This is a genomic window from Kibdelosporangium philippinense, from assembly GCF_021390435.2.
GTDB lineage: Bacteria > Actinomycetota > Actinomycetes > Mycobacteriales > Pseudonocardiaceae > Kibdelosporangium > Kibdelosporangium philippinense.
In genome coordinates this window covers 1,171,298-1,191,771 of the sequence record NZ_JAJVCN010000004.1, presented here as the reverse complement: position 1 = coordinate 1,191,771, position 20,474 = coordinate 1,171,298, and the positions used below count along the sequence as shown (strand labels likewise).

At 66.7% G+C, this 20,474-nt stretch carries 20 protein-coding genes; 5 read left to right on the top strand and 15 right to left on the bottom strand.

Annotation, left to right across the window (positions count from 1 at the left end; all coding sequences use genetic code 11):
- Nucleotides 1-3 precede the first annotated feature (3 nt).
- Nucleotides 4-579 (top strand): sigma-70 family RNA polymerase sigma factor, encoded by a 576-nt coding sequence (locus LWC34_RS48515; RefSeq protein WP_233732653.1) that lies wholly within the window; start codon nucleotides 4-6, stop codon nucleotides 577-579.
- On the opposite strand, the gene LWC34_RS48510 is transcribed toward LWC34_RS48515, so the two are convergent.
- Both LWC34_RS48510 and LWC34_RS48505 read right to left on the bottom strand, forming a co-directional pair.
- Nucleotides 576-797, bottom strand: coding sequence for an RNA-binding S4 domain-containing protein (locus LWC34_RS48510; RefSeq protein WP_233732650.1), 222 nt, complete (start codon nucleotides 795-797; stop codon nucleotides 576-578). The genes LWC34_RS48515 and LWC34_RS48510 overlap by 4 nt on opposite strands.
- Nucleotides 798-893: 96 nt before the next feature.
- The gene (locus LWC34_RS48505; protein ID WP_233732647.1) at nucleotides 894-2,030 is read right to left on the bottom strand and encodes a carboxylate-amine ligase; all 1,137 of its coding nucleotides are present in this window, start codon (nucleotides 2,028-2,030) and stop codon (nucleotides 894-896) included.
- A gap of 134 nt (nucleotides 2,031-2,164) precedes the next feature.
- On the opposite strand from LWC34_RS48505, the gene LWC34_RS48500 reads away from it, so the two are divergent.
- Both LWC34_RS48500 and LWC34_RS48495 read left to right on the top strand, forming a co-directional pair.
- Nucleotides 2,165-2,755: an RNA polymerase sigma factor gene (locus tag LWC34_RS48500; RefSeq protein WP_233732645.1), complete on the top strand. Its 591-nt coding sequence runs from the start codon at nucleotides 2,165-2,167 to the stop codon at nucleotides 2,753-2,755.
- Nucleotides 2,752-3,486: a hypothetical protein gene (locus tag LWC34_RS48495; protein WP_233732642.1), complete on the top strand. Its 735-nt coding sequence runs from the start codon at nucleotides 2,752-2,754 to the stop codon at nucleotides 3,484-3,486. Before LWC34_RS48500 ends, LWC34_RS48495 begins: the two co-directional genes overlap by 4 nt.
- On the opposite strand, the gene LWC34_RS48490 is transcribed toward LWC34_RS48495, so the two are convergent.
- Entirely contained in the window at nucleotides 3,483-5,480 is a 1,998-nt protein-coding gene (locus LWC34_RS48490; RefSeq protein WP_233732639.1) for a primosomal protein N', read from the bottom strand. The two genes, LWC34_RS48495 and LWC34_RS48490, sit on opposite strands and share 4 nt — an antisense overlap.
- Before the next feature lie 27 nt (nucleotides 5,481-5,507).
- Here LWC34_RS48490 and LWC34_RS48485 point away from each other — a divergent pair, with 27 nt between their 5' ends.
- Nucleotides 5,508-6,446 carry a proline dehydrogenase family protein gene (locus LWC34_RS48485; protein ID WP_233732638.1) on the top strand — a complete coding sequence of 313 codons (939 nt, stop codon included), beginning with the start codon at nucleotides 5,508-5,510 and terminating at the stop codon, nucleotides 6,444-6,446.
- A 171-nt stretch (nucleotides 6,447-6,617) separates the two neighbouring features.
- Here LWC34_RS48485 and metK read toward each other — a convergent pair whose 3' ends face one another.
- From metK to pyrR, 12 genes are all read right to left on the bottom strand, one after another.
- Nucleotides 6,618-7,823 carry a methionine adenosyltransferase gene (metK, locus tag LWC34_RS48480; protein ID WP_233732636.1) on the bottom strand — a complete coding sequence of 402 codons (1,206 nt, stop codon included), beginning with the start codon at nucleotides 7,821-7,823 and terminating at the stop codon, nucleotides 6,618-6,620.
- A 51-nt stretch (nucleotides 7,824-7,874) separates the two neighbouring features.
- Nucleotides 7,875-9,128, bottom strand: a complete 1,254-nt coding sequence (gene coaBC / locus LWC34_RS48475; RefSeq protein WP_372496802.1) for a bifunctional phosphopantothenoylcysteine decarboxylase/phosphopantothenate--cysteine ligase CoaBC — start codon at nucleotides 9,126-9,128, stop codon at nucleotides 7,875-7,877.
- Nucleotides 9,125-9,406 (bottom strand): DNA-directed RNA polymerase subunit omega, encoded by a 282-nt coding sequence (gene rpoZ, locus LWC34_RS48470; protein ID WP_033390145.1) that lies wholly within the window; start codon nucleotides 9,404-9,406, stop codon nucleotides 9,125-9,127. The genes coaBC and rpoZ overlap by 4 nt, the downstream gene beginning before the upstream one ends.
- Before the next feature lie 18 nt (nucleotides 9,407-9,424).
- The gene (gmk, locus tag LWC34_RS48465; protein WP_233732634.1) at nucleotides 9,425-10,015 is read right to left on the bottom strand and encodes a guanylate kinase; all 591 of its coding nucleotides are present in this window, start codon (nucleotides 10,013-10,015) and stop codon (nucleotides 9,425-9,427) included.
- An 11-nt stretch (nucleotides 10,016-10,026) separates the two neighbouring features.
- Nucleotides 10,027-10,344, bottom strand: coding sequence for an integration host factor, actinobacterial type (gene mihF, locus LWC34_RS48460; RefSeq protein ID WP_033390147.1), 318 nt, complete (start codon nucleotides 10,342-10,344; stop codon nucleotides 10,027-10,029).
- A gap of 111 nt (nucleotides 10,345-10,455) precedes the next feature.
- Nucleotides 10,456-11,304 (bottom strand): orotidine-5'-phosphate decarboxylase, encoded by an 849-nt coding sequence (pyrF, locus tag LWC34_RS48455; RefSeq protein WP_233732633.1) that lies wholly within the window; start codon nucleotides 11,302-11,304, stop codon nucleotides 10,456-10,458.
- Nucleotides 11,301-14,627, bottom strand: coding sequence for a carbamoyl-phosphate synthase large subunit (gene carB / locus LWC34_RS48450; protein ID WP_233732631.1), 3,327 nt, complete (start codon nucleotides 14,625-14,627; stop codon nucleotides 11,301-11,303). Before carB ends, pyrF begins: the two co-directional genes overlap by 4 nt.
- Nucleotides 14,628-14,630: 3 nt before the next feature.
- On the bottom strand, nucleotides 14,631-15,740 hold the full coding sequence (gene carA / locus LWC34_RS48445) for a glutamine-hydrolyzing carbamoyl-phosphate synthase small subunit (protein ID WP_233732629.1): 1,110 nt from the start codon (nucleotides 15,738-15,740) through the stop codon (nucleotides 14,631-14,633).
- Nucleotides 15,737-16,240, bottom strand: coding sequence for a PH-like domain-containing protein (locus tag LWC34_RS48440; RefSeq protein ID WP_233732628.1), 504 nt, complete (start codon nucleotides 16,238-16,240; stop codon nucleotides 15,737-15,739). The genes carA and LWC34_RS48440 overlap by 4 nt, the downstream gene beginning before the upstream one ends.
- Nucleotides 16,237-17,520, bottom strand: a complete 1,284-nt coding sequence (locus LWC34_RS48435) for a dihydroorotase (RefSeq protein ID WP_233732626.1) — start codon at nucleotides 17,518-17,520, stop codon at nucleotides 16,237-16,239. The genes LWC34_RS48440 and LWC34_RS48435 overlap by 4 nt, the downstream gene beginning before the upstream one ends.
- Nucleotides 17,517-18,449, bottom strand: coding sequence for an aspartate carbamoyltransferase catalytic subunit (locus LWC34_RS48430; RefSeq protein ID WP_233732623.1), 933 nt, complete (start codon nucleotides 18,447-18,449; stop codon nucleotides 17,517-17,519). Before LWC34_RS48430 ends, LWC34_RS48435 begins: the two co-directional genes overlap by 4 nt.
- A complete protein-coding gene (pyrR, locus tag LWC34_RS48425; protein WP_308200263.1) occupies nucleotides 18,446-19,018 on the bottom strand; it encodes a bifunctional pyr operon transcriptional regulator/uracil phosphoribosyltransferase PyrR in 573 nt (190 codons plus the stop codon). Before pyrR ends, LWC34_RS48430 begins: the two co-directional genes overlap by 4 nt.
- Nucleotides 19,019-19,281: 263 nt before the next feature.
- Between pyrR and bldD the strand changes: the two genes are divergently transcribed.
- Nucleotides 19,282-19,770, top strand: coding sequence for a transcriptional regulator BldD (bldD, locus tag LWC34_RS48420; RefSeq protein WP_003096372.1), 489 nt, complete (start codon nucleotides 19,282-19,284; stop codon nucleotides 19,768-19,770).
- Nucleotides 19,771-20,474: the final 704 nt, after the last annotated feature.

Below are 20,474 nucleotides of genomic sequence, written 5' to 3'. Positions count from 1 at the left end.
CATGTGGCAACGAACTTGGTCAACTACCTCGACGCCCTGGTTCCGGCGGCGGTCAACGGTGACCCTGAATCGGTGGGTCGGCTGCTGACGACGATCCGGCCATTGGTCGTGCGCTATTGCCGCGCCCGCGTCGGCCGAGGTGAGCGGTCCTACACCTCAGCAGACGACATCGCGCAGGAGGCTTGCCTCGCGGTTCTCACCGCACTGCCGCGCTACGAGTTCCAAGGACGTCCGTTCTTGGCGTTCGTCTACGGCATCACGGCCCACAAGGTCGCCGATGCTCATCGCGCCGTCGCCCGTAACCGAGAGCAACCGGTCGCGGACATTCCGGACACGCCCGAAGTCGAGGCCAGCCCTGTGCAGCATGTGCTGCAGGGCGAGGCGTCCAGGCGGATCAACGAGATCTTGAGCATCCTGCCCAGCCGTCAACGCGACATCCTCGTTCTGCGGATCGTTGTCGGGCTGTCCGCTGAGGAGACTGCCGCGGCTGTGGGTTCGACGCCCGGGGCCGTGCGGGTCGCGCAACATCGGGCATTGGCGCGTCTGCGGCGAAAAGTTGATATCGCCGAGCTCGTTTAACCGTTCGCCACCAAGCGCGCTTTTTCGCCGTCGACCGCGACGACGTCACCGTGCCGCAACTGCCTGCCCCGGCGAACCTCGACCTCGTCGTTGACCGTCACGTCCTGGGCCTCGATCAGGTCCTTGGCGTGGCTGCCGTCCTCGGCCAGCCCCGCCAGCTTCAGGAACTGACCAAGCCTGATCGAGTCGTCCCGGATCGACACATCGCGAATGCTCATCGCGTGAAAGCCTACCGCCCGGCCAACGAGCGACCGCTCGACGACCTGCCCTATATCGGATACGAAGTATGAAATAGGCGGGACGGTTCGCGACGATCACGCCGAACGCGTCTGCGCGGCGAGGAACTCCACAACGCCATCCAACGACCCGGTCCGACCAAACGCGGCCCGTTGCCGAGCGGCGCCACATCCGTCCAGCACCAAACGGGCCAGCGACTCGTCGACCAATTCGTAGTCCCCGGCCATCTCCAGCGCCGGACGTATCCATCGCACCAACGCACCGGCGAGATCCGCGGCCGGAGCCAGCTCCCCGGTGACGAGATCGACTCCTTGGCCCTCCAGGCCGTCCCGCGCGGCGCGCCAAAGTGCGGGCCGCAACAAATACTGCGGCACCGCGGGCCCTAATTCCCCGGTCGCCAGCGCGGTTGCGGCGATGCCGCGAACCAGCGCGGCCATGAGCACCGCGTCGTCCACTGTCGGAGCCACGTCACCGACCCTGACCTCGACTGTCGGTTGGTGCGCGGAAAGCCTTACGTCCCAATAAAGCATGCCCAGATCCATCGCAGCCCCACTTGCGATGACCTGTTCACGAGCGGCGTAGTAGTCCGACGCAGATTCGAACCACGGCGGCGCACCGGCTGACGGCCATCGGCTCCACATCAAGTACCGCCAGCTGGCGTAACCCGTGTCAGCACCGTTGCAGTACGGCGAGTTCGCGTTGATGGCCAGCAAAGTCGGCAGCCAGTACCGAATGTGGTTGCAGACCAGCACCCGAGTTTCGTCGTCCGGCAGACCAACGTGCACATGGCACCCGCAGACAGGCAAATCTCCAATAAGCGCACGGAATTCTCGAGTCATCCGGTGATACCGCGGCAACGGCGTCAGCCCGCTCGGCGATCCGCGGCCCAGCACTGGCGTTCCCGTCGCGATAAGCCGCGACCCGTGCCGGGTGGCTTCATCGGCGAGCACCCTGCGGGCGCTGCTCAACTGCGCCCGCAGGTCAGACATGGTCACGCAGACGGCGCTGGCCGATTCCACCTGGCTCAACGCGATCTCGGGCTGCAGATCGTGCCCGCCGCCCTCAACTTCGGACAGGATGTCCGGAGCGCGGTCGGCCAGCCCGCCGGATTCGACGTCGACCAGCAGGAACTCCTCTTCAACACCAACCGTCAGCTGATCCACTTCGGTGACGGCCAACAAGTACTCCCGGGTGCCGAGCTGGGCTTCGCTCACGCCTGCCTCCAGTGACGGCTGTCCTACCTTCGACAGTAGGAGCAGGCACTGCCACCCCGCATGCGGCGTTGGGCTGAACCAACTGTGACTTTCGAGGATGCAACGTTGTTACCGGGTGCGGACATCTAATAGATGTGACCACCAGAAGCCTGCAGGCCGACGTGCACAGCGACGCCGCGCTGTGGCACCGGGCCGCATCAGGCAACAAGGCCGCGTTCGGCGAACTGTTCGAGCGGCATGCGCAAGCGGTGTGGAACCACGCCTATCGGCTGACCGGTTCGTGGTCGTTGGCCGAAGACCTCACATCCATGACGTTTCTGAACGCATGGCGCAAGCTGCACGAAGTCACGTTGGTCCGCGATAGCGCGTTGCCCTGGTTGTACGCGGTCGCAGGAAACCTGGCGCGCACGGAATTCCGCAGTTCTGGGCGGTTCGCGCGGTTGCTGCGCAGGCTGCCGACCGCGGACACGATCGAGGATCACGCGGATGCGGTGGTGGACAAGGTCGATGGCGAAGGCCGGATGCGTGTGCTGCTGCAGGCAGTCGCGCGTTTGCCGAAATCCGAACGCCAGGCCGTCGAGTTGTGCCTGATCGGCGAATTGTCCGTCGCCGAGGCTGCCGAACTGCTCGGCCTCGAGGATGTCAGCATCCGGTCACGGCTGTCGCGCGCTCGATCCCGTCTGCGCCGGATGCTCGGAGACGACTTGCTGGAGGCGGCCCAATGACGCGCCACGAACTGCCCCGCCGCCGTGAAATGCCGCCGGAGGTGCGGGATCGGCTGCGACGCAAACTATGGAGCCAATTGGATGTTCCGGCGCGGTCGTGGTTCGTCCGCGCACGTGCCCCCATCGCCGCAGTTGTCGGTGCCGTAGCTGTCCTGATCGGCGGCTCGGTTGTCCTGGCGCAGAACGTGTCGTCGTCCTCGACCGCCCCCGCCGCTGCGGCGTTCGGCAGCGAGAATGTCTCCTTGCAACGCGCGAACGCCGACCTCGACCGCTGTTACGCAACGGCTACCGCCGCGCACGATCTGCCTGAACGTCCACAGTGGCTGATCGTGACCAGTTCTGAGGTCAACGGCGTAACCGTCACCGCAGCACGCGTCGAAGGCAGGCCGGTGTTCTGTGAGACGACGGCAACCACCGTGACCGTATCCGATCCGGATGGCGTGCCTGGTTACGCGGCCCCGTCCCAGACCGCGGCCATGTTCACAACGTCAAACGGCGTGGTCGCCGGTGTTGTCGACTCCGCGTGGCGCGGGTTCGACCTGCGCGTGTCCGTCGAACCGGACGCGTCCGAGATCATCACCCCTCAACTGAGCGGCGACATTTTCGTTGCTCGCGCGGAAACTGACCTGCAGAACCCGCGCACGAAGCTCTACGCGCTGCACGAGACCTCGACACTGATATTCAGCGCTCCCCCGCCGGCGCTCGTGACCGAGAGACTGCCGAGCAACTAGACGAGTTCCAACGGGTCGAGCCGGATCCTGATGGACTCCGGCTCTTTCCGTGCCGTTCGTTCCTTCTGCGCCACGGCGAGCGCGGCGGCGAGCGCGCGCCCGTCGACGCGAGGCGTCCGGATCAGCGCGCGCTCGTTCGTCTCGCCGATCGGCACCGGGCCAAGGACTTCGGCTGACTCCGGCAATGCGATGTTGTCCAGGAACTCCGCCAACGCGTCCGGTGATCCGTCTACCGACGCCATCCGGACCGCGGGTGGGAAACCCAATTCGCTCCGCGCGGCAAGTTCCTGCGTGGCATGCCAAGCGGGATCCCAACGCACCAACGCCTGCACGGGCGCGAACGAGGAATCGGCGACCACGACCACTCGCCCACCGTCCACTCCAGGACGAACAAGCGCGGCCGCGCCCATCCAGCGCCTGAGTGTTTCCTCGGTGGCGCGCAAATCCGCACGGCCGAGCAAAGCCCAGCTGTCCAACAAAAGCGCCGCGCCGTAGCCGCCTTCAGCAACTGGTTCAGCGCCTGGCGTCGACACCACGAGCGCGGGCGCGCTGGACACGGTCGCGAGCACTTCGTCGGCGCCTGATGTTCGAACGGGTACGCCGGGAAACGCCCGTCCCAGCTCCTCGGCTGTCCTTTTGGAACCGACCACGACAGCCCTCAGCCGCCGTGATCCACAGTTGCCGCAACGGAATGCGGCCTCAGCCGCACCACACCACCGACATGCGGCTGGACGTGCCATGCCGTCGTCGAACCCGCCCGGCAACGAGAGCGGCCCGGCGCATCTGCGGCACCGCGCCGGAGCGCGGCATTGCGCGCAGGCCAACGCGGGCACGTACCCGCGTCGTGGGACCTGGACCAGCACTGGGGCGCCCGCGGTGAGCGCGTGACGCGCTGCCTCGAAACTCACCGACGGCAGCCTTGCCGCTCGGGCGGCCGGATCCCTGGCGAGCTGGACGTCGGTCTCGCCGATCGCGGTCACCCGTGGCGCGGATTTCCTGACTTCGTCTCGCGCCGCGATGACTTCGTGCGCCCAGCCCGTGTCCAGGAGCAACTGGGCTTCAGATGTCCTGGCGAACCCGCCGATGACCATCGCCGCGCCGGTTTGATGCGCGCGGAGAGTGAGTACGTCACGCACATGGGCGTACGGTGAGCGTTGGTCGGCGTGCAAGTCGTCGCCGTCGTCCCAGATGACGACCAGGCCAGGGTCCTTGACCGGCGCGAACGCTGTCGCCCGGGTGCCGAGAACGATGCTTGCCGAGCCCCTGAGCACCGCGAGCCACCGTTTGTACCGCGTAGATGGCCCCAGATCGGCCGACAACGCGACAACAGCGGACTCTTGTTCCTTCCCGACCAGGTCAAGGCATGCGGCGTGCAGACGGGCCACATCGCGGTAGTCCGGAACGACCATGACCACGCCCCGGCCTGTCGCCGCGACTGTGGTCGCCAGCTCCGCCAACCTTCGAGGCCAGTCGTCGTTCGGCAGCGCCTGCCACACCGCGTGCGCGTTGCGGCCTGCTTTCAACGCGTCGAGGAACGCTGGCCCGCGTGGGTAGCGTCCCCAGCCGGTCTCTTCGGGCGGGTTGACCTCGACCGGGTCTGGTGAGGGTGCCGCTTCGGCTCGGGCGTGGCGGGGCGGGATGGCCAGCCGCAGCACGTCCATCATCGTGCCCGCGTAGCGGTCCGCGACGGTCCTGGCCAGCTGCGCGATCTGTGGCGCCAGCACCGGTTCGGACGACACGACCTTTTCGAGGAACATCGGCTTCGGATGCTCGGACTCCGCCGCTCGTTCGATGACGTAGGCGTCCACGAGCCTGCCGGAGAACCGTACGCGGATCCGGCAACCAGGCACCACTTGTTCGTCCAGCTGCGCGGGGATCAAGTAGTCGAATGTCTTGTCCAGGTGCGCCAGTGGCACGTCGACGTAGACACGGGCAACCGGAAGGGCGGCTGCTGGGTGCCGTTCGCCCTTGTTTCGGTTGCCTGCGTTGACCACGCTTGAGGTTTACCAGAGGGTCGGATCATGACCATCTCCGCCCAGGCAGTGCGGGCCGCCCAGGTTTTGCGCACGCTGGCTCTCGACGAGGACCTGAAGTGGCGAATCCCCGCCGATCCGATGATTGGTCCACTGGTCCGCAAGGTCGCCAGCCGGTACGTGGCCGGAGAAAGCCTGGCCGATGCCCTCGAACGTGTGACCGGGATCCTCGCCGACGGGCACCGGGCGAACGCCGAATACATGGGCGAAAGTTGCCGCGACGCCCGACGCGCCGCTGACGAGACCGCGGTGTTCGTCGATATGGCGCGTCGCCTACCGAGCGGTTGTTCTGTGTCGCTCGACCTATCTCATATAGGACTCGCGGTCGATGCTGGTCTCGCTTTGGAGAACGCGACCGAGATCGCCACGGCGACCGCCGCCGCAGGCCGCGAAATGGTCATCTCGGCGGAGGGCTCCGACCGGACGGACGCCGTCCTCGCGGTCCATGAGCAACTTTGCGCGCACTTTGGTCACGTCGGCATCACCGTACAAGCGCGCCTTCACCGAACCGGCGACGATTTGGTTCGCCTTCTGGAGCGCCCTGGACGAATCCGGTTGGTCAAAGGCGCCTTTTTGGAAAGCGAAACCGTCGCGTACCCGCGCGAGGCGCGCGAATTGGCGGTCGCATATCGGCGGTATGCCGAGCAGTTGGTTGATGCCGCGCACCTGTGTTCGTTCGCGACCCACGACTGGGACCTGATCAACCAGATCGACGACTACCTCGGCGGCGCCGGTCGGTCCGACGCGCGGTGGGAGTTCGAGACGCTGCTCGGGCTAGGTCCGGACCGGCTCGAAGCGATGGCCAAAAACGGCCACCCGACTCGCGAGTACGTCGTGTTCGGCACCGAGTGGTGGCTCTACGTCTGCAACCGCATCGCCGAGGACCCGCAACGCCTGCTGCAAGCGCTCGTCGACGCCGCATCCTGAACGGGGCCGCGCGTACCTCCGATGCCGTGCCTTGAAGCCGGGCGGCGCGCACAAAGATGCGCGCACGCCCATTTCGCGCTCCCTGAAACCCGGCGATCGGATATCAGATACGAAAAATCAGATACGAAACGGCGCGGGCACAGTCCCGCGCCGTTTTGTGACGATGGTCCGTCAGAGACCGGCAACCTGCTTCAGGGCCTCCGCACGGTCGGTGCGCTCCCACGGCAGGTCCAGCTCCGGACGACCGAAATGACCGTACGCCGCCGTCGGCGCGTAAATCGGCCGCAGCAGGTCCAGGTCGCGGATGATCGCGGCCGGACGCAGGTCGAAGACCTGGGAGATGGCCTCCTGGATCTTGGACGGGTCGACGACCTCGGTGCCGAACGTCTCGACGAAGAGGCCCACCGGGGCCGCCTTGCCGATCGCGTACGCCACCTGGACCTCAACGCGCGAGGCCAAGCCCGCCGCCACCGCGTTCTTGGCGACCCACCGCATGGCGTACGCCGCGGAACGGTCGACCTTCGACGGGTCCTTGCCGGAGAACGCGCCACCACCGTGCCGCGCCATCCCGCCGTAGGTGTCGACGATGATCTTGCGGCCGGTCAGGCCGGCGTCACCCATCGGACCGCCGATGACGAACCGGCCGGTCGGGTTGACCAGCAGTCGCACGTTGGACGTGTCCAGGTGCAACTCGCCGATCTCCGGCTCCATGACCTGCTCACGGATGTCGACGCCGAGCAGACGCTCGAGGTCGATGCCTTCGGCGTGCTGCGACGACACAACGACGGTGTCCAGCCGAACGGCCTGGTCACCGGCGTACTCGATGGTCACCTGGGTTTTGCCGTCGGGACGCAGGTACGGCAGGACGCCGTCCTTGCGGACCTTGGTCAGTCGCTTGGACAGCCGATGCGCGAGCGCGATCGGCAAGGGCATCAGCTCAGGCGTGTCGGTGCACGCGTAGCCGAACATCAGGCCCTGGTCACCAGCACCCTGGCGGTCGATCTCATCGTCGGCGGACTCGACACGCGACTCGTACGCGGTGTCGACCCCCTGAGCGATGTCCGGAGACTGCGAACCGATGGCGATGTTCACGCCACACGAGTTGCCGTCGAAGCCCTTGGCTGACGAGTCGTACCCGATTTCGAGGATCTTGTCGCGAACGATCGCCGGGATGTCCGCGTACGCCTCGGTGGTCACCTCACCGGCGACGTGTACCTGGCCGGTGGTCACCATGGTCTCGACGGCGACGCGGCTTCGTGGGTCTTTCCGCAGCAGGGCGTCGAGGATCGAGTCGCTGATCGCGTCACAGATCTTGTCCGGGTGCCCCTCCGTGACCGACTCCGACGTGAACAGCCGGCTGGCCTTGTTTGTTGCCATTACCCCTCACTTCATCACGGATGAGCTGCATCGACCAGCCTACTGAAGGTTCTAGCGCGCTGTTCGACGAGTGCTCGACTTCATGACGAAGTCCCAGATTTCGGTTGCCATTTGCGCTTTGGAGCCCAGTGCGATAGGCCGTTCGGAGCCGTCGGCGGACAGCAGCCACCCGGCGTTGTCCTCGACCTCGAAGGCCTGCCCTTCGCCGACGGCGTTGACAACCAGCAGGTCACAGCCCTTCCTGGCCAGCTTCGCACGCGCGTGCGTGAGCACGTCGCCCTGCTCGTCGCCGGTCTCCGCGGCGAAGCCCACGATGTAGGCGTCGAACTTGCCTTCGGCCCGGGCCACGACCAACTCCGCCAGCACATCCGGGTTGCGGGTCAGCGCGACCGGCTCCGGGTCCTTGTCGGTCTTCTTGATCTTGTGGTTGGCCTTGCTGACCGGCCGGAAATCCGCCACGGCCGCCGCCATCACCACGAGATCCGCCTCCGCGGCCGCCTTGTGCATGGCGTCGCGCAACTCCAGCGCGGTCCCGACGTCGACGATGTCCACGCCCGCAGGTTCCGGCAACGCGACGGTGTGCGCGGAGACCAAGGTGACCTGGGCGCCTCGCTGCGCGGCGACCCGCGCGAGCGCGTAGCCCTGCTTGCCAGACGAACGATTGCCCAGGTAGCGGACCGGATCCAGCGGCTCACGTGTGCCACCGGCGGACACCACAACGCGTTTGCCTGCCATGTCGCGGGGCAACGCGTCAGCGCGAGCGAGCAGCAACCGGGCGAGGTCAACGATCTCAGCGGGGTCAGCCAGACGGCCTTTGCCGGTATCCGTGCCGGTCAACCGCCCACTGGCGGGCTCGGTGACAACGACACCACGCGAACGCAGCAACGCGACGTTGTCCTGGGTCGCCGGGTGCTCCCACATCTCGGTGTGCATCGCCGGGACCATCAGTACCGGGCATCGCACGGTCAGCAGGGTGCCGGTGAGCATGTCGTTGGCGTTCCCGTGCGCGGCCTTGGCCAGCAGGTCCGCTGTTGCGGGGACGACGACGACAAGATCGGCTTGTTTGCCGATGCGGACGTGCGCCACCTCGGGCACGTCCTCGAAGAGGCCCGTGTAGACGGGCTGGTGCGACAGCGCCTCGAACGTCGCCTTGCCGACGAAGTTGAGTGCCGACTCGGTGGCAAGCACCTGGACGTCGTGACCGGACTCAGTCAGACGGCGAAGGACCTCGCAGGCCTTGTAGGCGGCGATGCCCCCGCCGACCCCGAGCACCACCCGGGGCCGGCCAGAAGCCGGGGTGGTCACTCGCCTTCGGTGTGCTCAAGCAGGCCGGAGTGGATCTCGCGAAGCGCGATGGACAGCGGCTTCTCGCGAGGACCCGGCTCGACGAGCGGGCCGACGTACTCCAGCAGGCCCTCACCGAGCTGCGCGTAGTAGTCGTTGATCTGGCGTGCGCGCTTGGCGGCGTAGATCACTAGCGCGTACTTCGAGCTGACCTTGTCAAGCAGGTCGTCGATCGGGGGGTTGGTGATGCCTTCCAGGTTGGTGGTCGGCTCGCCCAGTGCGCCCAGCTCGGTGGTCAAGAGGAACTCCAGGGGTTTTCAGACAGCGGTACCGGTTATCAAGGTTAGCAACTCGGTCGCGGCCTGCTTCACGTCGGTGTTCACCACCAGCGCGTCGAACTCGCCCTGAGCGTCCAGCTCTTTCTCCGCGACGGCCAGCCGGTGGCGGACCACCTCGGGATCCTCGGTCCCGCGACCGGTCAGCCTGCCGACCAAGGTTTCCCATGACGGCGGCACCAGCATCACCAGCTGCGCCTCGGGCATCGCGGCGCGAACCAGCCGCGCGCCCTGCAGTTCGATCTCAAGGATCGCGGGTCGTCCCGCGTCAAGCGCGTCGAGAACAGGCTGGCGTGGCGTGCCGTAGCAGTTGCCCGCGTACTCAGCCCATTCCAGGAACTCGTCCTTGTCGACCATGTCGTCGAAGCGTGCCCGGTCAACGAAGTGGTAGTGCCCACCGTCGACCTCGCCGGGCCGCTGGCGGCGGGTGGTCATCGAGACGCTGAAGAAGATGCTCGGGTCCATCCTGCGCAGCTCGGCCACCACAGTGGACTTGCCGACGCCTGATGGACCCGACACAACAGTGAGCCGGGGCCGGGCGCGCACACCCGTCCCCGGCTCAGTGGCACTCAAGTGACTATCAGTCACTCGCCGCTGAACTCAGCGAGCAGCGCCTTGCGCTGCCGGTCGCCGAGACCCCTGAGACGGCGGCTTGGGGCAATCTGCAACCGCTCGATGATCTGAGTGGCACGCACCTTGCCGACGCCGGGGAGGGCCTCCAGCAGTGCGGTCACCTTCATCTTGCCCAAGACCTCGTCGCTGTCGGACTGGGCGAGCACGTCCTTGAGGGTCGTGCCGCCTCGCTTCAGGCGCTCTTTGAGCTCAGCCCGGGCCCGACGAGCGGCAGCCGCCTTCTCCAGCGCTGCGGCCCGCTGCTCCTCGGTCAGCTGGGGAAGGGCCACGATTTCCTCCGTGGGGTGGGTGTTTCCGGATCGGGTGCTGGCGACCGTACCGACACGCCCGGGTCAAGGACAACGTGGGTCGACGATCCTGCGCAGATCACGCGTGGTACATCAATGGTGACCCGCGGCCGACACGATCGCGTCACGCGTCCGCAGGGCCTCGCTACGCAGCGCGAACACATCGGGACCCGCCCGCAGAACCCCCCGTGACGTGGTCGGAAGCACGCTACGCAGGGACTTTCCGAAGAGCGTCCGGATATCGGACAGCGTGCCCCCTTGTGCCCCGAAGCCGGGCACCAGCACGGGCCCGTTGAGGCTGTCCAGGTCGACGCCCAACGTCCCGATAGTGGCTCCAACGACGAGACCGATTCCCCCGATCGGGGTAATCCCAGCGTTGCGTTCGGCCGCAGCGTCTACGACCGTCTGCGCGATACTGCGCCCGCCATTCAGCGCACGCTGAACGTCCGACGCCTCAGGGTTCGAGGTCAGAGCAAGGACAAAAACGCCCCGCCCGGACTTCTCCGCCGCTTGGAACGCCGGTTCGAGCGAGCCGAATCCGAGGTACGGTGACAGTGTTATGGCGTCGGCGGCGAGCGGCGAACCGTCGGTCAGGTACGCCGCCGCGTAGGCCGCCATCGTGGATCCGATGTCGCCGCGTTTGACGTCCAGCAGGACGATCGCGCCTGCCTGCTGCGACTCCGCGATGACACGCTCGAGCACCGCGACGCCCTTGGAGCCGTAGCGCTCGAAGAACGCCGACTGCGGTTTGAGGACCGCGATCTCGCCTGCCAGTGCGTCCACACAGGTCAACGCGAACTGTTCGAGGCCGTTCGCGTCGTCCGGGAGGCCCCACTGGGTCAGCAGACCAGGGTGCGGGTCGATGCCGACGCAGAGCGGGCCCCGTTCGGCGACGACGTCGGTCAGCCGCGCGCCGAACGGGGCGCGATCCGCGTGCGTCATGCGTTACTCCTCGACTGCGCCTTCAGCGCTTCTTGCAAGGCTTGCAACGGGCGGACGGTGATCTCACCCCGGATCAGGGCCTCAATGCCCTGAACGGCCGCAGCGGCGCCTTGAATCGTGGTCACACAAGGAATGTCACGTGCCACGGCCGCGGTGCGGATCTCGTAACCGTCCACCCGGGGGCCGCTGTTGCCGTACGGCGTGTTGATCACCATGACGACCTCGCCGTCCAGGATCACGCTGACGGCGTTGCGCGCCGAGTCCTCACCAGCCTCGAAGTGTTTGGGCACCTCGGCACACGGGATCCCGTTGCGCCGGAGCACTTCCGCGGTCCCCTGGGTCGCGACGATCTCGAACCCGAGGTCGGCCAGCCGCTTCACCGGGAAGATCATCGCGCGCTTGTCCCGGTTGGCCACCGACACGAACACCCGGCCCGACGTCGGCAGCGAACCATAAGAAGCGGTCTGCGACTTGGCGAACGCCTTGCCGAACGAGGTGTCGATGCCCATCACCTCGCCGGTCGACTTCATCTCCGGGCCCAGCAACGAATCCACGCCGTGGCCTTCCGGCGTGCGGAACCGGTGGAAGGGCAGCACCGCTTCCTTGACGGCGACCGCGGCGTCCGACGGCAATTCGCCACCGTCACCGGACGACGGCAACATGCCTTCGTCGCGCAACTGCTTGATGGTCGCGCCGAGCATGATTCGGGCGGCGGCCTTCGCCAGCGGCACCGCGGTCGCCTTGGACACGAACGGAACCGTCCGCGACGCGCGCGGGTTGGCTTCCAGCACGTACAGCTGGTCGTCCTTCAACGCGTACTGGACGTTGAGCAGGCCGCGCACGCCGACGCCCTTGGCGATGGCTTCGGTCGATCGGCGGACGTTCTCCAAGTCCGTACGGCCCAACGTGATCGGCGGAAGGGCGCAGGACGAGTCTCCAGAGTGGATACCCGCTTCCTCGATGTGCTCCATGACGCCGCCGATGAACACCTCCTCGCCGTCGCACAACGCGTCGACGTCGATCTCGATCGCGTCGTCGAGGAACCGGTCGACCAGAACGGGGTGTTCCGGCGAGACCTCCGTGGCGCGCGCGATGTAGTCGGCGAGCGTGGAGTCGTCGTACACGATCTCCATGCCGCGGCCGCCGAGCACATAGGACGGTCGCACCAAAACCGGATATCCTATTTCATCTGCAATCCGCTTCGCGCCTTCGTACGACGTCGCCGTTCCGTACCGCGGCGCTGGCAGACCGGCGGTCGTCAGGACGTCACCGAACGCTCCGCGGTCCTCCGCGAGGTTGATCGCGGCGGGTGGCGTGCCGACGACCGGGACTCCCGCGTCGGCCAACCGTTGCGCAAGGCCGAGCGGTGTCTGACCGCCGAGCTGCACGATGACGCCCGCGACGGTGCCGGACTGTTGCTCGGAGTACACGACTTCGAGAACGTCCTCAAAGGTCAGTGGCTCGAAGTACAGGCGGTCGGACGTGTCGTAGTCGGTCGACACGGTTTCCGGGTTGCAGTTGACCATCACGGTCTCGTACTGGTCAGCGCGCAACGCCATCGCCGCGTGCACGCACGAGTAGTCGAACTCGATGCCCTGCCCGATTCGGTTCGGCCCAGAGCCGAGGATGAGCACTTTGGGCTTGTCGCGCTGAGGCGCAACCTCGGACTCGGCCGCTGGGTCGGACTCGTAAGCCGAATAGTGATACGGAGTCTTCGCGGCGAATTCGGCCGCGCAGGTGTCGACGGTCTTGAAAACCGGCCGGACACCGAGACGGTGCCGCAACGTGCGAACGCCGTCCTCCCCCGCCAGTTCCGGCCGCAACGCGGCCACCTGACGGTCCGACAAACCGGCGCGTTTCGCTCTGCGCAACAGCGGTTCGTCGAGCACGGCGGCGTCCATGATCTCGGCGCGCAGCTCCACCAGCGACAAGATCTGGTCGATGAACCACGGGTCGATACCGGACGCGTTGTGCACGTCTTCGACAGACGCACCGAGCCGCAACGCGCGCTCGACGGTGTAGAGCCTGCCGTCGTGCCCGGCCTTGAGCTGCTCCAAAGTGGACTCGACGGTCGCGTCGACGGGGTCGGACCTTGTCCAGAAGCCCGCGGCCTTGGTCTCCATGGACCGCAACGCCTTGCCGAGCGCCTCGGTGAAGTTGCGGCCGAGCGACATGGCCTCGCCGACCGATTTCATCGTGGTGGTCAGCGTCTTGTCCGCGCCGGGGAACTTCTCGAACGCGAACCGCGGCACCTTGACCACGACGTAGTCGAGCGTCGGTTCGAAGCTCGCCGGGGTTTCGCCGGTGATGTCGTTCGGGATTTCGTCGAGCGTATATCCGATAGCAAGTTTGGCCGCGATTTTGGCGATCGGGAACCCGGTCGCCTTCGACGCCAACGCCGACGACCGCGAAACCCGCGGGTTCATCTCGATGACGACCATCCGGCCGTTCTCCGGGTGGATGGCGAACTGGATGTTGCAACCGCCGGTGTCCACGCCGACCGCGCGCAGGACGTCGATGCCGACATCGCGCATGTGCTGGTACTCGCGGTCGGTCAGCGTCATCGCGGGCGCGACGGTCACCGAGTCACCGGTGTGCACGCCCATCGGGTCGATGTTCTCGATCGAGCAGACGACCACCACGTTGTCGTGCCGGTCGCGCATCAGCTCGAGTTCGTATTCCTTCCAGCCGAGGACGCTTTCCTCGATCAGGACCTCGGTCACCGGCGACTCGGCCAGGCCGAACGACGCGAGGCGCTCGAGCTCCTCGGGCGTGTGCGCCATGCCAGAACCCAAACCGCCCATGGTGAACGACGGCCGGATGACGACAGGAAGGCCGAGTTCGGCGACGGTTTCGCGGACCTCGTCCATCGAGTGGCAGACGCGGCTGCGCGGCGTCTCGCCACCGATCTGCGCGACGATGTCCTTGAACTTCTGCCGGTCCTCGCCGCGCTGGATCGCGTCGATGTCCGCACCGATCAATTCGACGTCGTACTTCTCCAGCACGCCCCGCTCATGCAGCGCGACGGCGGTGTTCAGCGCGGTCTGCCCGCCGAGGGTCGCGAGGATCGCGTCGGGGCGTTCGGCGGCGATGACCTTCTCGACGAACTCAGCGGTGATCGGCTCGATATAGGTGGCGTCGGCGAACTCCGGGTCGGTCATGATCGTCGCCGGGTTGGAGTTCACCAGGCTGACCCGCAGGCCTTCCTCCCGCAGAACGCGGCAGGCCTGGGTGCCCGAGTAGTCGAACTCGCACGCCTGCCCGATGACGATCGGCCCTGAGCCGATCACGAGCACGTGCTTGATGTCTGTCCGTTTCGGCATCTGTCAGGCCTCATCCATCAACGTCACGAACTGGTCGAACAGCGGCGCCGCGTCGTGCGGGCCCGCGGCGGCCTCAGGGTGGTACTGGACGCTGAACGCGGGAACGTCCACACAGCGCAAACCTTCGACGGTGCCGTCGTTCGGGCAGTAGTGGCTCACCTCGGCCGCGCCGAACGGCGTGTCCAGTTTTTGGCCAGCTTCGCCTTCCAACGCGAACCCGTGGTTCTGCGCGGTGATCGCGACGCGGCCGGTGGCCGCCTCGATCACCGGCACGTTGATACCGCGGTGCCCGTACTGCATCTTGTACGTGCCCATGCCAAGCGCGCGGCCGAGAATCTGGTTGCCGAAGCAGATGCCGAACAGCGGGATCCGGCGTTCGAGCACCTGCTGGGTCAGCGTGATCGCGTGGGCCTGGGTCTCCGGGTCACCGGGGCCGTTGGCCAGGAAGACGCCGTTGGGCTCGATCGCGAGCAGGTCGTCCAGAGTGGACCCGACCGGCATCACGTGTGTCTCGATCCCGCGCTGGGCCATCATCCGCGGCGTGTTGAACTTGATGCCGAGGTCCAGTGCGGCGACCTTGAACCGGGTCGCGCCGTCGGCGGGGACGACGTAGGTCTCCTTGGTGCTGACCGCGCCGGAAAGATCGGCGCCCTTCATCTTCGGGCTCTCCTGCACGGCCTGGACCATCGTGTCAACATCGGTCACCGCGTCGCCCGCGAAGATCCCGGCGCGCATGGCGCCTTGTTCGCGGATGTGCCGGGTGACCGTGCGCGTGTCGATCCCGGCGATCCCGACGACGCCCTGGTTGACCAGCTCGTCGTTCAGGGAACGACGGGACCGCCAGTTGGACGGAATCCGCGCGGGATCCCGCACCACGTAACCGGCGACGTGGATCTTGCGGGACTCGTCGTCCTCGTCGTTCCACCCGGTGTTGCCGATCTGCGGGGCCGTCGCGACCACGATCTGCCCATGGTAGGACGGGTCGGTCAGGGTCTCCTGGTACCCAGTCATCGCGGTGCAGAAGACGACCTCGCCGAGGGTCGACCCGACCGCGCCGAACGCCTCACCCCGGAAGACCCGGCCGTCCTCAAGCACCAATGCAGCTGGTGTCACTTCGCCGCTCCTCCTTTGGCCAGGCCGGTCAACGCCTCGACCCAGTCCGCGTACACGTCTTTGTCATCTCCCCGGAAGCCTGTGTCGAGCTCGTGCTCGCCCAGTCGCCAGCGCACGACGAGCAGGCCGTCGCGCTTCATCACCTTTCCGGCGATCGCACGGTCGGTGCGGGCGCTGACCACCGAGTCGGCCGGGATCCAGACCCGGTCTGCGCCTTCCCTGTCGAACAGCACGCCGTCGTTCGTCAGGTGCACGGTCGCGGCAGCCCGGAATCCGACGTCCCCGACAGCGACACGGTCCTGCCAACTCTTCGCGGTCGTCGTGCTGATGTACACGCCCGTCACAGGTTTGAGCAGATCTTCTTTGAGCTGCGCCGGTGGTTGCGGAAACGCCGGAAGGACCGTGCTTTGCCTGCGCGCGCGATTGCGGTAGCCCCACCACATGGCCAGCACGCACAGCAGGAAGAAGGCCACGATCGCGAGCGTGAGCAAGATCCTCATCTCGCGACCTTCCCGTCTCGCGCGGTCACCTTGCCGCGCAGCAACGTCGCTTTGACGACGCCGGGGAACTCCATGCCCTCGTACGGGGTGTTGCTCGCGAGACTGGCCAATTCCGCGCCATTCACCGTCCAGGTCGCTTTCGGGTCGACCAGGACGAGGTTGGCGGGTTCGCCGACCGCGATCGGCCTGCCGTGGTCCGGCAGACCGGCGATTTCGGCGGGCCGCTCGCTCATCACTCGCGCGACTCCGCGCCAGTCGAGCAGGCCGGGCTGGACCATCGTCTGGATCACGACGGACAAGGCGGTCTGCAGACCGAGCATGCCGGGTCGCGCCGCGGACCATTCACAGTCTTTGTCTTGTGGCGCGTGCGGCGCGTGGTCGGTGGCCACGCAGTCGATGACGCCTTCGGCGAGCGCTTCACGGAGCGCTTTCGTATCTGATATAGCCCGCAGCGGCGGGTTGACCTTGTTGACCGGGTCATAGGTGTTGAGCCGATCGTCGTCCAACAGCAAATGGTGCGGCGTCACTTCGGCCGAGACCTGGGTGCCGCGGGCCTTCGCCCAGCGCAGCACGTCCGCGGTTCCCGCAGTCGAGACGTGGCAGACGTGCAACCGCGCGCCGACGTGGCCCGCCAGCAAACAGTCGCGCGCGACGATCGACTCCTCGGCGGCCGCTGGCCATCCGGCGAGCCCGAGTCGCGCGGCGGTTTCACCTTCGTGCGCCTGGGCGCCGACCGTCAGGCGCGGTTCTTCGGCGTGCTGCGCGATGAGCACATCGAGGCCTCGGCTGTATTCCAGCGCGCGCCGCATGATGAGCGGGTCAGCGACGCACATGCCGTCGTCGGAGAAAATCCGGACGTTCGCGTTGCTCCGCGCCATCGCGCCGAGCTCGGCGAGTCGCTCGCCTTTCAGCCCGACGGTCACCGCGCCGATCGGGTGCACGTCAACCAACGCGACCTCGCGGCCGCGGCGCCACACATGCTCGACGACGACCGGGTTGTCGGCGACCGGATCGGTGTTGGCCATCGCGAAAACCGCCGTGTAACCGCCGAGCGCGGCGGCCGCCGAACCCGTCTCGACGGTCTCGGTGTCCTCGCGTCCCGGCTCACGCAAATGCGTGTGCAGGTCGACGAACCCTGGCAGGGCGATCAGGCCCTGTGCGTCGATGACGGTCCGGTCATCAGATTTCAGATTTCCTATATCCGATATTTGACCGTCCTCGACGAGGATGTCGACCGGGTCACCTTCGCCGTACATCACGGCGCCTTTGATCAGCGTCATGCGACTTCCTCTTCCCCGGCGAGCAGGTGGTAGAGCACCGCCATGCGGACGTGGACTCCGTTTCGGACTTGGTCGGTGATCGCGGCCCGTGGCGAGTCCGCGACGGTGGACGCGATCTCCATGCCGCGCAGCATCGGTCCGGGATGCAGCACGACAGCGTGGTCAGGGAGCAGGCGCAGGCGCGCCTCCGACAGACCGTATGCGATGGAGTACTCGCGTGCAGAGGGGAAGAAGCCGCCGTGCATGCGCTCGGCCTGCACACGCAGCATCATCACACCGTCCACAGCGGACAGTTCGGCGTCGAGCTCGTGCGACACCGTTACAGGCCAACTGTTTACGCCCGTCGGCAGCAAAGTCGGCGGCGCGACGAGCACCACCTCGGCACCCAGCGTTGTGAGCAAATGCACGTTCGACCTGGCCACGCGACTGTGCAGCACGTCACCAACGATCGCGACCCGACGGCCGTCCAGGCCGCCGAGGCGCTCGCGCAAGGTCGCCGCGTCCAGCAACGCCTGGGTCGGATGTTCGTGCGTACCGTCACCGGCGTTGACGACCGAGGTGTGCGTGCTGGCCAGCCAGTCGGCCAACCGGTGCGCCGCGCCGGACGCCGGATGGCGAACGATGACGCAATCAGCGCCCGCGGCCGCCAACGTCAGGGCGGTGTCGCGCAACGACTCGCCCTTGCTGACAGACGAGCCGCTCGACGACACGTTGACGACGTCGGCGCTCATCCATTTGCCCGCGATCTCGAACGAGACGCGGGTGCGGGTCGAGTTCTCGTAAAACATTGTGATGACCGTCCGACCACGAAGCGTCGGCAGCTTACGGACCTCCCGGCCCAGAAGCGCCTGCTTCAGCGCGCCGGCAGTGTCCAGTACGGCAGTGGCCGCGTCACGGCTCAGGCCGTCACAGCTCAGCAGGTGTTTCATCCAACAAGCTCCACGGCGTCGCGGCCGTCCAGTTCGTCAAGCAACACTTCGACACCTTCCGACCGGGCGGTAGGGACGTTCTTGCCCACGTAGTCGGCCCGGATCGGCAATTCGCGGTGGCCGCGGTCGACAAGCACGGCGAGTTGCACGGCCTGCGGCCTGCCATGGTCACGCAGCGCATCCAAAGCGGCACGGACCGTTCGGCCGGAATAGAGCACGTCGTCGACAAGGATGACGAGTTTGTCCTCGATACCGCCCTCGGGCAGGCTCGTCGGTTCGAGCGGGCGGTTGGGATGGCGACGCAGGTCGTCGCGGTAAAGAGTCACGTCGAGCACGCCCGTGGGGACGTGGACTCCGCTGAACTCGGCAATACGTGCTGCCAGTCGCTTGGCGAGCGGTGCACCCCTTGTAGGAATGCCGATCAGCACGACTGGAGCAGCGTCAGGACCACCGAGAGTCGTTTTCTCGATGACCTGATGGGCCATTCGGGCGACGGTGCGCGCGACGTCCCCGGCCGACAGCAGCTCGCGCCGCTCGCCCGGATCCGCCGCGCCACGGGTGCGTGGCACTGGCGTGGACCTCCTTCCCCGCCTCGCTGGACGGGTCGTTAAAGGATGTCAAGGACCCTCATTACCAGGGTCATCAGGCACGTTACCAGGGCACACGGGTACACCGTCCGGGTGGTCTTGAGGTCGATCTCGATACTGCAACTGAGCGAGGTGCTTGACCTGGTGGCCACGGCAAGTAACCATTACTCTGCGTATCGATCTAAGCAGAGACCCGTCGGCTCGCCTTCCCGGCCGCCGGGGCGAATGAAATGGAGAACCGCCACATGGGCGATTACGCCAAGGCGCTAGGGGCCAAGCTCCGTGGCATCCGCCAGCAGCAAGGCCTGTCGTTGCACGGCGTCGAGCAGAAGTCCGGCGGACGCTGGAAGGCAGTCGTTGTCGGCTCCTACGAACGCGGCGACCGTGCAGTGACCGTGCAGAAGCTGGCCGAGCTGGCCGACTTCTACGGGGTACCGGTGGTCGAGCTCCTGCCCGAGGGAAGGGTCCCCTCCGGCGCCGAGCCAGCCACGAAAATCGTCATCAACCTGGAGCGGCTGCAGCAGCTGCCGGCCGAGAAGGTCGGTCCGCTGGCGCGCTACGCGGCCACCATCCAGAGTCAGCGAGGGGACTACAACGGCAAGGTTCTGTCCATCCGGACCGAGGACCTGCGGTCACTCGCCATCATCTACGACATGACCCCTGGCGAGCTCACCGAGCAGCTGATCGACTGGGGCGTGCTCCCGCCGGAAGCAAGGCCGTCCAAAGAGGACTGATACAACACCGGCTGCGCGCTGGGGGACCCGTTGAACGATGGGTGGCGCGCAGCCGGTCGGCGCTGAGCAGAACAACCTGAGGATGAGGTCGCCCTGCACGACCGCACGCCTCCGGAACACGTGCAGCGCGCGCATCGAGCTGATGCGAACTACTCTCGCCTTGGCACCGAACCACTTTCGCGCTGTGGCGAACGCGCAAGTCCGAGCAGTCCAGACGAAGGCGACTCCACACAGCCGCGGCGGCCATCCACCTGACCGGGCCCTGCGAACGTCAAGATCTTTGCCCGCGAACGTCCAGGCCCCTGCCACCGGACTTCCAGATCCGTGCAGCCTTCCGTACATCCCGACTCGCGAAGATCTAGGCCGGTGCCCACGAACATCTAGGCCTGCGAACGCCCGGCGCAGCCTTCCCAACATCCGGGCCCGTACCTGCGAACGTCCAGGCCCCGCGAGCATCCGGCTCAGTGCAGCCCTGCGGACATCCAGGCCCGTACCCGGCACTCCAGATCGATGCCTGGCGACATCCTGATCGGTGCGCAGCAAGGGGGACAGATCCCGGCGACATCCAGATCGGTGCCCGGCAAATGTCCAGGCCCACGCGGCTCTGCGAACATCCAAGCGCATGCACCCCTGCGGGCCTAAGGGCCCTGCACTCCAGCGGAAGTCGCAGTCCCACCACCGCGACAAAGCCCGCCATTGGGGGA

Bases quoted from the DNA above. Each gene is read 5' to 3' on its own strand.
- carB (WP_233732631.1), bottom strand. From the start codon at position 14,627: ATGCCGAAACGGACAGACATCAAGCACGTGCTCGTGATCGGCTCAGGG.
- bldD (WP_003096372.1), top strand. From the start codon at position 19,282: ATGGGCGATTACGCCAAGGCGCTAGGGGCCAAGCTCCGTGGCATCCGC.
- LWC34_RS48510 (WP_233732650.1), bottom strand. From the start codon at position 797: ATGAGCATTCGCGATGTGTCGATCCGGGACGACTCGATCAGGCTTGGT.
- LWC34_RS48485 (WP_233732638.1), top strand. From the start codon at position 5,508: ATGACCATCTCCGCCCAGGCAGTGCGGGCCGCCCAGGTTTTGCGCACG.
- LWC34_RS48435 (WP_233732626.1), bottom strand. From the start codon at position 17,520: ATGACGCTGATCAAAGGCGCCGTGATGTACGGCGAAGGTGACCCGGTC.
- LWC34_RS48430 (WP_233732623.1), bottom strand. From the start codon at position 18,449: ATGAAACACCTGCTGAGCTGTGACGGCCTGAGCCGTGACGCGGCCACT.
- metK (WP_233732636.1), bottom strand. From the start codon at position 7,823: ATGGCAACAAACAAGGCCAGCCGGCTGTTCACGTCGGAGTCGGTCACG.
- LWC34_RS48495 (WP_233732642.1), top strand. From the start codon at position 2,752: ATGACGCGCCACGAACTGCCCCGCCGCCGTGAAATGCCGCCGGAGGTG.
- LWC34_RS48440 (WP_233732628.1), bottom strand. From the start codon at position 16,240: ATGAGGATCTTGCTCACGCTCGCGATCGTGGCCTTCTTCCTGCTGTGC.
- pyrF (WP_233732633.1), bottom strand. From the start codon at position 11,304: ATGACGCACGCGGATCGCGCCCCGTTCGGCGCGCGGCTGACCGACGTC.